We start from the raw sequence: 14,370 nt of genomic DNA, 5'->3' as shown, positions 1-14,370 counted from the left end.
TCAGGGAACCTCGACGACTCGGGTGGCGAGTTCGCGGGGGTGGTCCCGCTCGACGTGACGGCGCTCCTGCGCCGCCCAGCGGTCCCAGTGCGGGCGGTAGGTGTCTCCGTCCCGGGCGAGCGCCCGTGACTTGCGTGACTGTTCCCCGGACTCCACCCAGACGCGGACATCCGCCAGCCGTGCCGTGGACGGACGCAGGATCCCGCTGCCCTCGACGATGACCCCGAGTGCGGGATCCACGGCGTGGGTCTCCGCCTCCTCGCCGCGCTCCCAATCCCAGCGACGCCAGGCGCCGAGCAGGCCGCGTCCGTGCGGGCGGAGGATGCCCTCCAGCGCCTTCTCCGCGCCCCCGTCGAGTCCGTCCCAGCCCGGGTACAGCGAATCCAGCGCGATGACCTGCACGCGGCCGGCAACCGGCCAGGCATGTGCCACACGCGCAGCCAGAGAGGTCTTGCCGGCGCCGCTTCCCCCGTCGATGATCACGACAGGATTGGACGCCGCGAGTGCGCGGACGTCCTCGACGATCAGTGTCGCGGCGTGCGAGAGAGCAGCTGCGACCGCGTCGTCACTTCTTGAGGGCACGGATGATGCGCGTGAGTGCCCGACCTGTGACCCAGACGAAGGGCACGGCCACGACCAGGAGCGTCACGATGTTCGGCTCGAAGCGCAGTCCCTCTTCGCGACGGACGTAAACACCGACCGGGACCGACACGCCGCCGCCCCCGCCGCCTTCTCCTCCGTCGCCGCTGGCGCCGCCGAAGCCCGCGTAGGTGAACGCCACCGGAGTGACGGTGACACCGTCGATCTCCTGCGGCTCCCCGTATGCGCTCTTCACGCCGAAGGACGCGACCTGATTCCCGAGTTCCAGTGCAATGTTCGGCATGTTCCCACGGTAGCCGACGGCGGCCTCCGGCGCGCGGTCAATCGACGCCGTGATCCTTCGGATGGCGAGCGGCACCTCGTCCTTCACCTCGTCCGATGTGGCGCGCTCTGCTGATCGTCGCCGAACCGAACCGTGCCATGGCCTCGTCGACCGCCCCCTCGACCTTGCGCCAGCCCTCGTCGTCATCCCAGAGCGCCAGCGCGCTACCTCCCGCAGGCCGGAGGTTCTCGGCGCGGACTCCCACGAGGCGGATCGGGTCGCGACGCTCGATGAGCGCGAACAGACCCTGCGCCGCCTCGCCGATGCGCTGTCCGACCGCGGTGGGTTCGCTCAGCGTCTGCGATCGGTTGACGGTCCGGAAGTCGTCGAAGCGGATCTTGATCGCGACCGTGGAGGTCTCCCACCCGGCCCGACGCAGGCGGGCGCCCACGCGATCGGCGAGCCGGAGCAGTTCGGCGCGGAGGAACGCTCGATCCGTGATGTCCTGGTCGAACGTCTCCTCGTGGCCGATGCTCTTCTCCACGCGCTCGGTGTCGACGGCGCGGGGGTCCTCTCCCCGGGCGAGCTGCGCGAGCCGCGTGCTGAGCGCCGGCCCGACAGCCCGGTCCAGCATCTCCGGCGGCGCCGTGCGCAGGTCGTCGATCGTGCGGAGGCCGCGGGCTTCCAGAGCTTCCGCCGCCTTCGGCCCCACTCCCCACAGCGCCCGTACCGGGCGCGGCGCGAGGAACGCGAGAGAGTCGTGCTCGGCGACTACGAGCATTCCGTCGGGCTTTGCCATGGTCGATGCCATCTTCGCGACGTGCTTGGTCGCGGCCACGCCGACGCTGCAGGTGATGCCGACCTCCGCGAGGACGCGCTCGCGGATCTGGGCGGCGATCCGGGCGGGACTCCCCCAGAGCCGGCGCACACCCTGCACGTCGAGGAAGGCCTCGTCCACCGACAGCGGTTCCACGAGCGGCGTGAACGACTCGAAGATCGCCATCACCTGCCGCGAGACCTCTTGATACCGAGAGAAGTGCGGCGGGACGATACGTGCGGTGGGACACAACCGCAGAGCCTGCGACACGGGCATGGCGGAGCGCACGCCGTAGCGCCGTGCTTCGTAGGAAGCACTGGAGACGACCGATCGTCCGTCCGGGGATCCGATGATCAGCGGCAGCCCGCGAAGACCCGGATCATCCAGCACCTCGACGGCGGCGTAGAACGCATCCATGTCGACGTGGAGGATCCGCGTCCCGGAATCGTCGGCGTCGGCGGAGGACACCATGCGGCCTCTGCCATCACCGTGTCCCATGAGTCCATTGTCCCCCGGGCCTCCGACACGGAGGCCCGGGGGCGAGAATCACTGCGCGGCGCGCTCGAGGATGAGTTCGCGGACGCGTGCGGCGTCGGCCTGGCCCTTCATGGCCTTCATGACCGCGCCGATGATGGCACCGGCCGCCTGGACCTTGCCATCCTGGATCTTGGCCATCACGTCGGGCTGCGCGGCGAGAGCCTCGTCGATCGCCGCGATGAGGGCGCCGTCGTCCGAGACCACGGCGAGACCACGGGCGTCGACGACCTCTTGCGGCGTGCCTTCCCCGGCGATCACGCCCTCCAGCACCTGGCGCGCGAGCTTGTCGGTCAGCGTGCCGGCATCGACGAGCTGCTGCAGTGCGGCGACGCTCTCCGGGCTGACCAGGTCGACCGCGTCCTTCTCCTGCGCGTTGGCGAGGCGGGTGATCTCCCCCGTCCACCACTTCCGTGCCGCGGCGGGCGTGGCCCCGGCGGCGATCGTGGCCTCGACGACGTCGAGCAGACCGCCGTTGCGCACGTCCTGGAACTCCAGCGGGGTGAAGCCCCACTCGTCCATGAGCCGGCGACGGCGGGCGACGGGCTGCTCGGGCAGCGCCGCACGCAGCTCCTCGATCAGCTCGCGGGGAGGCTGCACCGGAAGCAGGTCGGGCTCGGGGAAGTACCGGTAGTCGTCGGCATCCGACTTCGGACGGCCGGGAGAGGTGGTCCCGGTGTCCTCGTGCCAGTGCCGCGTCTCCTGGGTGATGGTGCCGCCGTCGGCGAGGATCTGCGCCTGGCGCTGGATCTCGTACCGCACCGCACGCTCCACCGAGCGCATCGAGTTGACGTTCTTCGTCTCCGTGCGCGTGCCGAGCTTCTCCTCGCCACGAGGACGGAGAGACACGTTGGCGTCGCAACGGAGGTTGCCGCGCTCGAGGCGAGCCTCGGAGATCCCGAGCCCGCGGACGATGTCGCGGATGGCGGCGACGTAGGCCTTGGCGACCTCGGGGGCCCGGTGATCGGTGCCGAAGATGGTCTTCGTCACGATCTCGACGAGCGGGACACCGGCACGGTTGTAGTCGACGAGCGAGTACTCGGCACCCTGGATACGCCCGGTCGAGCCGCCCATGTGCGTGAGCTTGCCGGCGTCCTCCTCCATGTGCGCGCGCTCGATCGGGATCGTCACCATCGTGCCGTCCTCGAGCTCCACCTCCACCGAGCCCTCGAAGGCGATCGGCTCGTCGTACTGGGAGATCTGATAGTTCTTGCCGAGGTCCGGGTAGAAGTAGTTCTTCCGGGCGAAACGGCTGGACTCGGCGATCGAGCAGCCGAGCGCGAGGCCGAGGCTGATCGAGGATCGGATGGCCGTCTCGTTGACGACCGGCAGCGAACCGGGCAGACCCAGGTCGACCGGCGCGATCAGGGTGTTCGGCTCCGCCGCGTGGTACGCCTCGTTCGCGGGGTTGGGCGCGTCGGAGAACATCTTCGTGTTCGTGTTGAGCTCGACGTGCACCTCGAATCCGAGGACCGGCTCGAACATCTCGAGCGCCTTGTCGAAGTCCATGAGCTTGGCAGCGGCCATCAGCGCGCGCCTCCTTCCAGCTGGGGGGCACGGGACAGCAGCGGCGCGCCCCAGGAGTCCACGAGCAGCGTCTCGAGGGCGGCGCCCACGCGGTACAGACGAGCGTCCTCCCGCGCCGGGGCGAGGAACTGGATGCCGACGGGCAGGCCGTCGTCGTCCGCAAGACCGCTCGGGATCGAGATGCCGGGGACACCGGCGAGGTTCGCCGGGATCGTCGTGATGTCGTTGAGGTACATCTGCAGCGGGTCGTCGATCTTCTCACCGAGCTTGAACGCGGTGGTCGGCGCCGACGGGGTCGCGATGACGTCGACATCGGCGAAGGCCGCGGCGAAGTCCTGCTGGATCAGCGTGCGGACCTTCTGCGCGCTGCCGTAGTACGCGTCGTAGTAGCCCGCCGACAGCGCGTAGGTGCCGAGGATGATGCGGCGCTTGACCTCGTCGCCGAAGCCGGCGTCGCGCGTGGCGGACATCACGTCCTCGACGGTGGGGTTCCCGGCCGGAGTGACGCGGAGACCGAAGCGCACCGAGTCGAACTTGGCCAGGTTGCTCGAGGCCTCCGCCGGCAGGATCAGGTAGTAGGCGGCCACGCCGTACTCGAAGTGCGGCGCACCGATCTCCACGATCTCCGCGCCCTGCGCCTCGAGCAGCGCCAGCGCACTGCGGAACGATGCCGCGACGCCCGGCTGGAAACCGCTGTCGGGGAGCTCGCGGATGACGCCGACGCGCAGACCCTTGAGGACGTCCCCGCGCGCACCCTCGCGTGCGGCCGCCGCGAAGGACGGCCACTGCTCGTCGAGCGACGTGGAGTCCTTCGGGTCATGGCCGCCGATCGCGTCGTGCAGCAGACCGGCATCGAGCACCGTGCGGGTGACCGGGCCGACCTGGTCGAGGCTCGACGCCAACGCGATGGCGCCGTATCGGCTGACACCGCCGTACGTCGGCTTCACGCCGACCGTGCCGGTCACGTGCGCAGGCTGACGGATCGATCCGCCGGTGTCCGAGCCGAGGGCGAGCGGGGCCTCGAAGGCGGCGACGGCGGCGGCAGAGCCCCCACCCGAGCCCCCGGGGATCCGGTCGAGATCCCAGGGGTTGCGGGTCGGGCCGTAGGCGGAGTGCTCCGTCGACGAGCCCATCGCGAACTCGTCCATGTTCGTCTTGCCGAGCGGGATGAGTCCGGCGGCGCGGGAGCGGGCCACGACGGTCGCGTCGTAGGGCGAGCGGTAGCCCTCGAGGATCCGCGAGCCGCTCGTGGTCGGCTGATCGGTCGTGACGAGCACGTCCTTGATCGCGAGCGGGACACCGGCGATCGGCCCGAGGTCCTCCCCCGCGGCGCGACGGGCGTCGATGTCGGCCGCCGCGTCGAGCGCGTGCTCGTTGACGTGCAGGAACGCATGGACGTCGCCGTCGACCTGGGCGATGCGGTCGAGGTGCGCCTGCGTGGCCTCGACGCTGGAGACCTCCCGCGCCGCGAGCTTGTCGGCGAGCTCCGCCGCCGTCAGTCGGATGATGTCGCTCACTGCTCTTCTCCCAGGATCGCGGTGACGCGGAACCGGCCGTCGGCCTGGTCCGGGGCGTTCTGCAGCACCTGCTCGTGCGTGAGCGTCTCGCCGACCACGTCGGGACGGAACACGTTGCTCAGCGGGATCGGGTGGCTGGTCGCGGCGACATCGGCGGTCGCGACCTCGGACACCTTGGCGATGTTGTCGACGATGGCGTCGAGCTGGCCCGTGAGCCGCGTCACCTCGTCGTCGTTCAGCTGGATGCGCGCGAGCACGCCGAGATGGCGCACAAGATCAGGGGTGATTTCAGACACGCCCTCAGTCTAGTTGGCGAGCCGCCCGCCGCTCGGCGCGGCGCGGCCCGCCTAAGCTGGGCGCGTGAGCACGTTCCAGCCCCCTCGCCCGTGGATCGCCAGCTACGCCGACGGCGTTCCGGAGGACCTCGCCCCCGTCAGCGGCTCCCTCGTGGACATCGTCGCCGCGTCGGCGCGGGACTACCCGGATGCCCCGGCCCTCCAGTTCTTCGGCCGGGAGACGACCTACGCACAGCTGCAGGAGGCGATCGATCGCGCCGCGGCGGGGCTCCGGGATCTCGGCGTCCGCGCCGGCGACCCGGTCGCCATCGTCCTGCCGAACTGCCCGCAGCACATCATCGCGTTCTACGCCGTGCTGCGGCTCGGCGCGGTCGTGGTCGAGCACAACCCGCTCTACACCCCTCGCGAGCTGCGCAAGCAGTTCGAGGACCACGGGGCCAAGCACGCGATCGTCTGGAACAAGGTCGTCGCGACGGTGCAGGAGTTCCCGAGCGACCTGGCCGTCTCGACGCTCGTGTCCGTTGACGTCACTCGCGCCATGCCCGCACTCACCCGCTTCGCGCTCCGGCTGCCGGTGGCGAAGGCGAGGGAATCGCGGGCGGCGCTGACCGAGCGCGTCCGCGGCACCGTCCTCTGGGAGTCGGTGGTCGCTGGTGCCCCGATCCCCGCCTCGCATCCGCAGCCCGGCACGGACGACCTGGCGATCATCCAGTACACGTCGGGGACCACGGGCACGCCGAAGGGCGCCGCCCTCACCCACCGCAACCTCCTCGCCAATGCGGCACAGTCCCAGGCCTGGGTCCCGTCCATCCAGCGCGGCAAGGGCTGCGTCGTGTACGCCGTGCTGCCCATGTTCCACGCCTACGGCCTGACCCTCTGCCTCACCTTCGCGATGTCGATGGGGGCGCGCCTCGTGCTGTTCCCGAAGTTCGATCCCGATCTCGTGCTGGACGTGGTCAAGAAGCACCCGGCGACGTTCCTGCCGCTCGTGCCGCCCATCGCCGACCGGCTGCTCGCGGCCGCCAACGCCAAGGGCGTCTCCCTCGACGGCATCGAAGTGGCGATCTCCGGCGCCATGGCGCTGCCGCACGAACTCGTCGTCCCGTTCGAAGCCGCGACGCACGGCTATCTCGTCGAGGGCTACGGTCTGAGCGAGTGCTCGCCCGTGCTCATGGCGAACCCGGTGGCCGACAACCGTGTCCCCGGCACGGTGGGCCTCCCGCTCCCCGGGACGGAGTGCCGCGTCGTCGATCCGGAGAACCCCACCGAGGACGTCCCGGAAGGTTCCGCGGGCGAGCTCGTCGTGCGCGGCCCTCAGGTCTTCTCCGGGTATTACGGAAAGCCTGAGGAGACGGAGGCCGTGTTCGTCGACGGCTGGTACCGGACCGGCGACATCGTCACGATCGACGACGCCGGATTCGTGCGGATCGTCGACCGGATCAAGGAGCTCATCATCACGGGCGGCTTCAACGTCGCCCCCACCGAGGTCGAGAACGCGCTGCGCCAGCATCCGTCGGTCGTCGACGCTGCGGTCGTCGGACTGCCCAGCGACCACTCGGGCGAGGAGGTCGTGGCGGCGATCGTCGTCGACCCCGGGGCCGATGTCGATGTCGAGGCGATCCGCGAGTACGCCCGCAGCATCCTCACGCCGTACAAGGTGCCGCGCCGCGTCTTCGTCGTCGACGAGCTGCCGACGTCGCTGATCGGCAAGGTGCTCCGCCGGCAGGTGAAGGAGAAGCTGCTCGCCCTCACCTCGGGCGTCTGACCCGGTCGCACAGGAAGCGGGTCGCCGGGCGCGCTACCCTTGGGAAGTGACCCCTGAAGAAGTGACCCCCACCGACGCCCCTGACGAGTCCCCCGCAACCCCCGGATTCGAGGACCTCGGCATCACCGGGCCGGTCCTCAAGGCCATCAAGGATCTCGGTTACGAGACCCCCTCGCCCATCCAGGCCGCGACGATCCCGACGCTGCTCGCCGGCCGCGATGTGGTCGGCATGGCGCAGACCGGCACCGGCAAGACCGCCGCCTTCGCCCTCCCCGTGCTGGAGCGGCTCGACGTCACGCAGAAGACGCCGCAGGCGCTCGTCCTCGCCCCGACCCGCGAGCTCGCGCTGCAGGTCTGCGAGGCCTTCGAGTCCTACGCGTCGCGCATGAAGGGCGTGCACGTGCTCCCCGTCTACGGCGGTCAGGGCTACGGGGTGCAGTTGTCCGCGCTCCGCCGTGGCGTGCACGTCGTCGTGGGAACCCCCGGCCGCATCATGGACCACCTCGCCAAGGGCACGCTCGACCTCTCCGAGCTGCAGTACCTCGTGCTGGACGAAGCCGACGAGATGCTGAAGATGGGCTTCGCCGAAGACGTCGAGCAGATCCTCGCGCAGACGCCGGAGGAGAAGCAGGTCGCCCTGTTCTCGGCGACGATGCCCGCGCAGATCCGCCGCCTCGCGCAGCAGTACCTCCGCGACCCGGAGGAGATCACGGTCAAGTCCAAGACCGCGACCAACACGAACATCACCCAGCGCTACCTCGTCGTCTCCTACGCGCAGAAGGTGGACGCTCTGACCCGCATCCTCGAGGTGGAGAACTTCGATGGGATGATCGTCTTCGTCCGCACGAAGAACGAGACCGAGACCCTGGCCGAGAAGCTCCGCGCCCGCGGATACTCCGCCGCCGCCATCAACGGCGACGTGCCGCAGGTGCAGCGCGAGCGCAGCGTCAACCAGCTCAAGGACGGCAAGCTCGACATCCTCGTCGCCACGGACGTCGCCGCCCGCGGCCTCGACGTCGAGCGCATCAGCCACGTGGTCAACTTCGACATCCCCACCGACACCGAGTCGTACGTCCACCGCATCGGACGGACCGGGCGGGCCGGCCGGACGGGTGACGCGATCAGCTTCATCACCCCGCGCGAGCGCTACCTGCTCAAGCACATCGAGAAGGCCACGCGTCAGCAGCCCACGCAGATGCAGCTCCCGAGCACCGAGGACGTGAACACGACGCGGCTCGCCCGCTTCGACGACGCCATCACGACCGCGCTCTCGGAGACGACGCGCATCGACGCGTTCCGCGACATCATCGCCCACTACGTGCGGCATCACGATGTGCCCGAAGGCGACGTCGCGGCCGCTCTCGCCGTGGTCGCCCAGGGCGCCACGCCGCTGCTCCTCGACCCCGCCCAGGACGCCCTGTCGCAGGCCGTGGCCGCCGACAACCGCCCGCCGCGCGAGCGGCAGACGCGGGAGCCGCGCGAACCCCGGGAGCGTCGCGGCCGCGGCGACTACACGCCGTACCGCATCGAGGTGGGTCGTCGGCACCGCGTCGAGCCGCGACAGATCGTGGGCGCGCTCGCGAACGAGGGTGGTCTGGGCCGCGACGACTTCGGGGCGATCAACATCCGTCCCGACTTCTCGATCGTCGAGCTTCCAGCGAACCTCGACCCCGCCGTCCTCGACAAGCTCCGCGACACCCGTATCTCGGGACGACTGATCGAGATCGCTCCCGACCGTGGCCCCGGGGCGCGACGCGGGTCGTCCTCGCGCGACGGCGACGGCCGTGGTCGCCCGACCCGCTACGACAAGCGCGACCGCGACGAGCGCCCGGCGCACGGCGACCGCGAGGAGAAGCCCTTCCGGAAGCCCCGTCACAAGGCCTGAGCGGACCGACGATGCGCATCGACCGCGCCGGCAGGGAGGATCTCCCCGCGCTCGCCCAGCTCAAGTGGCAGGACGTGCCGAGGGACCTGACGGCCGGTCGATCGCTCGACACGTACACCGCGGAACTCGGCGACTGGTGGCAGGCGCACGCCCGCACCCACGTCGCCTTCGTCGCGCGCGCCGAGGAGGATGACCGTATCGTCGGTGCCGCCTGGGTCGCCCTCGTGCCGCGTGTGCCGCGGCCCGGGGCGGTCGATCGCATCTCCGCGGACATCCAGAGCGTCTTCGTCCTCCCGGAGCATCGAGGGCGCGGAGCGGGCCGCGGCCTCGTCGCCGCCGCCTGCGCGCACGCCGTGTCCGTCGGTGCCGAGCGGATCACCGTGCATTCGAGCGAGGCCGCCGTGGGTCTCTACCAGAAGCTGGGATTCGCGGACTCACCGCGGCTGCGACAGTTCCTCGCGCCCACCACGGCGGCCCCGGAGAGCGCCTGAGCCTCACTCCAGCGCCGCAGGGCCCTCCGTGACCAGCACGTGGAACTGCGCGGCGTCGAGGATGCGGACGCCGAGCTCCTCCGCCTTCGCGAGCTTGGAGCCGGCGCCGGGACCGGCGGCCACGAAGTCGGTCTTCTTGGAGACGCTCGAGGCCGCCTTGCCGCCGGCCTTTATGATCGCCTCCTGCGCGCCCTCGCGGGTGTAGCCGTCGAGAGATCCCGTCGCGACCACCGTGAGGCCTTCCAGCACTCCCCCGGCGGCGACAGCTGCTCCCGGCCCGGGGTGGCCCGGCGTCGCCCACTGCACGCCCGCATCCGTCCACTGCCGGACGATGTCCTGGTGCCAGTCGACGTCGAACCACGCGAGCAAGGAGTCGGCGATGATGCCGCCCACGCCCTCGACCGCGGCGAGCTCTTCCCGCGATGCCTCCCGGATCGCGTCGAGCGACCCGAACCACTGCGCGAGCGCCCGCGCCGCGACCGGTCCGACGTGGCGGATGTTGAGCGCGACGAGCAGCCGCCAGAGGTCTTTGGTCTTCGCCTTCTCCAGCTCCGCGAGCAGTGTCAGCGCCTGCGAGGACGGCTGCGGACCTTCCAGACCCGACTTCTTCTCGGCGGCGGTCGGATTCCGTCGGAACGGCGCGCGCGTCTTCACGAGGCCGTCCTCGTCCTCGCGCGGCAGACCCGTCTCCGCATCACGTACGACGACCTCGATCGGCACGAGCTGCTCCAGCGTGAGGGCGAACAGCCCCGCCTCCGTGCTCAGAGGGGGCTCGGCCGGAGTCGTGGGCTGGGTCAGGGCCGCCGCGGTGACCTCGCCCAGGGCCTCGACATCGAGGGCGCCGCGGGAACCGATGTGCTCGACGCGTCCGCGCACCTGCGCAGGGCACGACCGCGCGTTCGGGCAACGGAGGTCGATGTCGCCCTCCTTCATGGCGCGCAACGGCGTGCCGCACTCGGGGCAGTCGGCCGGCATGACGAACTCCCGCTCCGTCCCGTCCCGCTTCTCGACCACGGGGCCGAGCACCTCGGGGATCACGTCGCCCGCCTTCCGGAGCACCACGGTGTCGCCGATGAGCACGCCCTTGGCCTTGACCACGTCCTTGTTGTGGAGCGTGGCCTGACGGACCACGGATCCGGCGACGTGAGCCGGTGCCATGACCGCGAAGGGAGTGGCGCGACCGGTGCGCCCGACGGAGACGACGATGTCGAGGAGCTTCGTCTGCACCTCCTCCGGCGGGTACTTGTAGGCGATCGCCCAGCGGGGGGCCCGGCTCGTGGCCCCGAGCTCGTCGTGCAGGTCGAGCTCGTCGACCTTGACCACGATGCCGTCCAGTTCGTGCTCGATGTCGTGCCGGTGCTCCCCGTAGTGCTCGACGAAGGCGACGACGTCGTCGATGCTGCGGCACGCCTTGGTGTGCGGGCTCGTCGGCAGCCCCCAGGCGGCCAGCAGCTCGTAGACCTGGCTCTGCGCCGCGACCGGCGGGTTCGTCCAGGCGCCGATGCCGTGCACGTAGAGCGCGAGCGACTCGATGCGCAGCAGGCCCGCTTCGAGCTCCAGGCCGTCCTTCTTGTCGATCTGCTGACGCAGGCCGCCGCTGGCGGCGTTGCGGGGATTGGCGAAGGCCGGGAAGCGCCGCGCCGCCGCGGTGCGCGCCTTCTCCTCATCGAACGGCCTCTTCGCGCCGCCCCTGGCCTCCCACCGCGCGAGGGCGTCGGCATACGCGCGGTCGCGGAAAGCCGCCTGCGCCGCGTTCAGGCGCTCGAACGCGGCGACGGGGATGAAGACCTCTCCGCGGACCTCGACGATCGGCGGGTGTCCCTCCCCGGCGAGCCGCTCCGGGATCTCGGGGAGCCGGAGCGCGTTCTCGGTGACGATCTCGCCGACCCGCCCGTCACCGCGGGTCGCGGCCGACGTCAGGACGCCGTGCTCGTATCGCAGATTGATCGCGAGCCCGTCGATCTTGAGTTCGGTCAGCCAATCGACGTCGCGCCCGGCGGCCGCCCGCGTCTTCTGCGCCCACTCCCGCAGCTCCTCGATCGAGAAGACGTTGTCGAGGCTGAGCATGCGCTCGGCGTGCTCGATGGTCGCGAGCCCTGTCGCCTCGGCCGCGCCGACCATCTGCGTCGGCGAGTCCTGACCCTGGAGCTCGGGGTGCAGGCGCTCGAGCTCTTCCAGGCGCCGCATCCAGCCGTCGTACGTCGCGTCGTCGACGAGCGACGTGTCGCGCCCGTAGTACGCGTCCTTCGCCGCGAGGATGCGGGTGGTCAGCTCCTCCGCCTCGCTGCGGGCGTCTTCCAGTGAGATGTTCTCCGGCACCCCGCCAGTCTAGGAGCGGGGACCGACATCCACCCGGATCAGACGCCGACCGGAACGGCGGAGACGGTCGTATCGATCGTGAACTGCCCGAGCACACGTGTGCCGACGTAGAGCACGGCGGTCTGTCCCGGGGCGACGCCGTCGAGCGGAGTCTGCGGCACCACGCGGACGCCCTCCGCGGTCACGGTGGCCGTGGCGGGCACCGGCTCGGCGTGCGCGCGGATCTGCACATCGCACGCGAACGTCGACGCGGCAGGTGCGGCGCCGGCCCAGCTGAAACGCTCCCCCGCGATCTCGGCGATCGCCAGGGCCTCCTTGGGGCCGACGACCACCGTGTTCGACACGGGGCGCACCTCGAGGACGAAGCGGGGCTTGCCGTCCGCCGCCGGGACACCGAGCTTGAGCCCGCGCCGCTGGCCGACGGTGAACGCGTGCGCGCCCTCGTGCGCGCCGACGACCGCGCCCGTGCGATCGACGATCTCGCCGGTGGCCGTGCCGACCTTCTCGGCCAGCCACCCCCGGGTGTCGCCGTCGGGGATGAAGCAGATGTCGTGACTGTCCGGCTTCTGGGCCACGCTGAGACCGCGCTGCTCCGCATCCGCCCGCACGAGGGCCTTCGACGGCGTGGTCCCGAGCGGGAAATAGGTGTGCGCGAGCTGGTCGGCCGTCAGGACACCGAGCACGTAGGACTGGTCCTTCGCGTTGTCCGAGGCCCGGTGCAGCTCGAGACCCTCAGGACCATCCACCAGGGTCGCGTAGTGTCCGGTGCAGACGGCGTCGAAGCCGAGCTCCAGGGCGCGCTCCAGCAGGGCCGCGAACTTGATCTTCTCGTTGCACCGCATGCACGGGTTCGGAGTACGACCGGCGCGGTACTCCGCGACGAAGTCGTCGATCACGTCATCCCGGAAGCGCTCGGAGAAGTCCCACACGTAGAAGGGGATGCCCAGGAGGTCGGCGGCCCGGCGGGCGTCCAGCGCGTCCTCAATCGTGCAGCAGCCTCGACTGCCGGTGCGCAGGGTCCCCCCGGCGCGGGAGAGCGCCAGGTGCACGCCCACCACATCGTGCCCCGCCTCGACGGCCCTGGCGGCCGCGACGGCGGAGTCCACACCGCCGCTCATGGCCGCAAGGATTCGCATGGGTCCAGTCTACGAGCGCTCGGCTGCACGGGCCCCGGATGCCCGGGCATAGGCATCGCCGATCGCCCCGAGCACCGCGTCGACGTCGGCGTCCGTCGAGGTCCGGCCGAGAGAGAATCGCAGCACGCTCCTGGCGTCCGACTCGCTGCGCCCCATCGCCATCACGACGTGCGAGGGCTCGGCGACCCCCGCCTGACAGGCGGATCCCGTGGAGGCCGAGACCCCGGCCACGTCCAGCAGGAACAGCAGGCTCTCCCCCACGGCACCGGGGAAGAGCAGATGCGCGGTCCCGGGAAGACGGTGATCGGGGTCGCCCAGGAGCTCCGCCGCCGGCACCCGCGCACGGACCCCCTCGACGAGACGGTCGCGCAAGCGGCCCACCCGGACGGTCTCGGCGGCCCGCTCCCGTTCGGCGAGCTCGAGCGCGGTCGCCAGTGCCGCGGCTCCCGGCACATCCTGCGTACCCGCACGCAGACCCCGCTGCTGGCCCCCGCCCCGCAGAAGCGGGGTCAGTCGGGCGGACCGAGCGACCACCAGCGCACCGACGCCCACGGGCGCGCCGACCTTGTGACCGGCGACGCTGAGCGCCACCAGGCCCGTCCCCTCGTCCGCACCGCCCCTCAGCTCCCGGAACGACAGCGGGAGGTGCCCGAGCGCGGCGACCGCGTCGAGGTGCAGCGGCACTCCGGCATCGGCGGCGGCCGCGGTCAGAGCCGCCGCGTCGTTGACCGTCCCGGTCTCGTTGTTCGCGACGAGCGCGGTCGCGAACGCCGCACCGGGCAGGGCCGACGCGAAGCGGCTTCCGTCGATGCGCGCCTGGGCAGAGAGAGGAACAGCGCGCACCTCGGCTCCGTCGGAGACGAGGGCGGCGACCGTGTCCATCGTCGCGTGATGCTCACCGTCCGGCACGACGACCGCCGAAGAGCCCGGACGACGCGAGCGCCACAGGCCCTGGAGAGCGAGGTTGATGGACTCGGTCCCGCCGGATGTCAGCACCACCTCGATCGGGTCGGCCCCGAGAACCGCGGCCACGCGTTCCCTGGACTCCTCCAGCACCCGGCGCGCATCCTGCCCTGCCCCGTGCGTCGACGAGGCGTTGCCGACGATGACGGACGCCTCCAGCCACGCGTCCCTGGCCTCCGGGCGCAGCGGGGTCGTCGCCGCGTGGTCGAGATAGTGCCGCATACGTCGATTCTCCCCGATCCGCGCGGCGAACGCTCC

12 protein-coding genes are annotated in these 14,370 nt (G+C 71.0%); 3 read left to right on the top strand and 9 right to left on the bottom strand.

What is annotated here, in order from left to right:
• From AB0310_RS04215 to gatC, 6 genes are read right to left on the bottom strand one after another with little or no spacing between them, the layout of a single operon-like run.
• Entirely contained in the window at nt 1-582 is a 582-nt protein-coding gene (locus tag AB0310_RS04215; protein WP_187664017.1) for a nucleoside/nucleotide kinase family protein, read from the bottom strand.
• Entirely contained in the window at nt 566-883 is a 318-nt protein-coding gene (locus AB0310_RS04210; RefSeq protein WP_071328758.1) for a hypothetical protein, read from the bottom strand. Before AB0310_RS04210 ends, AB0310_RS04215 begins: the two co-directional genes overlap by 17 nt.
• A 37-nt stretch (nt 884-920) precedes the next feature.
• Entirely contained in the window at nt 921-2,177 is a 1,257-nt protein-coding gene (dinB, locus tag AB0310_RS04205) for a DNA polymerase IV (protein ID WP_366236643.1), read from the bottom strand.
• Between the two features lie 48 nt (nt 2,178-2,225).
• Nucleotides 2,226-3,740, bottom strand: a complete 1,515-nt coding sequence (gene gatB / locus AB0310_RS04200; RefSeq protein ID WP_259951623.1) for an Asp-tRNA(Asn)/Glu-tRNA(Gln) amidotransferase subunit GatB — start codon at nt 3,738-3,740, stop codon at nt 2,226-2,228.
• A complete protein-coding gene (gene gatA, locus AB0310_RS04195) occupies nt 3,740-5,257 on the bottom strand; it encodes an Asp-tRNA(Asn)/Glu-tRNA(Gln) amidotransferase subunit GatA (RefSeq protein ID WP_366236642.1) in 1,518 nt (505 codons plus the stop codon). The genes gatB and gatA overlap by 1 nt, the downstream gene beginning before the upstream one ends.
• A complete protein-coding gene (gatC, locus tag AB0310_RS04190) occupies nt 5,254-5,553 on the bottom strand; it encodes an Asp-tRNA(Asn)/Glu-tRNA(Gln) amidotransferase subunit GatC (protein ID WP_025103377.1) in 300 nt (99 codons plus the stop codon). Before gatC ends, gatA begins: the two co-directional genes overlap by 4 nt.
• Nucleotides 5,554-5,617: 64 nt before the next feature.
• On the opposite strand from gatC, the gene AB0310_RS04185 reads away from it, so the two are divergent.
• Genes AB0310_RS04185 through AB0310_RS04175 form a run of 3 tightly spaced genes read left to right on the top strand, consistent with a single transcriptional unit; the run spans nt 5,618 to nt 9,694 of the window.
• Entirely contained in the window at nt 5,618-7,318 is a 1,701-nt protein-coding gene (locus AB0310_RS04185) for a long-chain-fatty-acid--CoA ligase (RefSeq protein WP_366236641.1), read from the top strand.
• Between the two features lie 46 nt (nt 7,319-7,364).
• Nucleotides 7,365-9,203, top strand: coding sequence for a DEAD/DEAH box helicase (locus AB0310_RS04180; protein ID WP_396654857.1), 1,839 nt, complete (start codon nt 7,365-7,367; stop codon nt 9,201-9,203).
• An 11-nt stretch (nt 9,204-9,214) separates the two neighbouring features.
• Nucleotides 9,215-9,694 carry a GNAT family N-acetyltransferase gene (locus AB0310_RS04175; protein WP_187664012.1) on the top strand — a complete coding sequence of 160 codons (480 nt, stop codon included), beginning with the start codon at nt 9,215-9,217 and terminating at the stop codon, nt 9,692-9,694.
• A gap of 3 nt (nt 9,695-9,697) precedes the next feature.
• On the opposite strand, the gene ligA is transcribed toward AB0310_RS04175, so the two are convergent.
• Genes ligA through AB0310_RS04160 form a run of 3 tightly spaced genes read right to left on the bottom strand, consistent with a single transcriptional unit; the run spans nt 9,698 to nt 14,334 of the window.
• Nucleotides 9,698-12,013: an NAD-dependent DNA ligase LigA gene (gene ligA / locus AB0310_RS04170; RefSeq protein WP_366236640.1), complete on the bottom strand. Its 2,316-nt coding sequence runs from the start codon at nt 12,011-12,013 to the stop codon at nt 9,698-9,700.
• 38 nt (nt 12,014-12,051) lie between these two features.
• On the bottom strand, nt 12,052-13,149 hold the full coding sequence (mnmA, locus tag AB0310_RS04165) for a tRNA 2-thiouridine(34) synthase MnmA (protein ID WP_366236639.1): 1,098 nt from the start codon (nt 13,147-13,149) through the stop codon (nt 12,052-12,054).
• A 9-nt stretch (nt 13,150-13,158) separates the two neighbouring features.
• Entirely contained in the window at nt 13,159-14,334 is a 1,176-nt protein-coding gene (locus AB0310_RS04160; RefSeq protein ID WP_363444091.1) for a cysteine desulfurase family protein, read from the bottom strand.
• Nucleotides 14,335-14,370: the final 36 nt, after the last annotated feature.

This window comes from Microbacterium meiriae (assembly GCF_040702565.1).
Classification (GTDB): Bacteria; Actinomycetota; Actinomycetes; order Actinomycetales; family Microbacteriaceae; genus Microbacterium; species Microbacterium meiriae.
Note: the sequence above shows the minus strand (reverse complement) of the source record. Positions and strands in the feature narration are given on the sequence as shown.

Coding starts and splice junctions, on each gene's coding strand:
- AB0310_RS04210 (WP_071328758.1), bottom strand. CDS start 883: ATGCCGAACATTGCACTGGAACTCGGGAATCAGGTCGCGTCCTTCGGC.
- AB0310_RS04160 (WP_363444091.1), bottom strand. CDS start 14,334: ATGCGGCACTATCTCGACCACGCGGCGACGACCCCGCTGCGCCCGGAG.
- dinB (WP_366236643.1), bottom strand. CDS start 2,177: ATGGGACACGGTGATGGCAGAGGCCGCATGGTGTCCTCCGCCGACGCC.
- AB0310_RS04175 (WP_187664012.1), top strand. CDS start 9,215: ATGCGCATCGACCGCGCCGGCAGGGAGGATCTCCCCGCGCTCGCCCAG.
- mnmA (WP_366236639.1), bottom strand. CDS start 13,149: ATGCGAATCCTTGCGGCCATGAGCGGCGGTGTGGACTCCGCCGTCGCG.
- gatB (WP_259951623.1), bottom strand. CDS start 3,740: ATGGCCGCTGCCAAGCTCATGGACTTCGACAAGGCGCTCGAGATGTTC.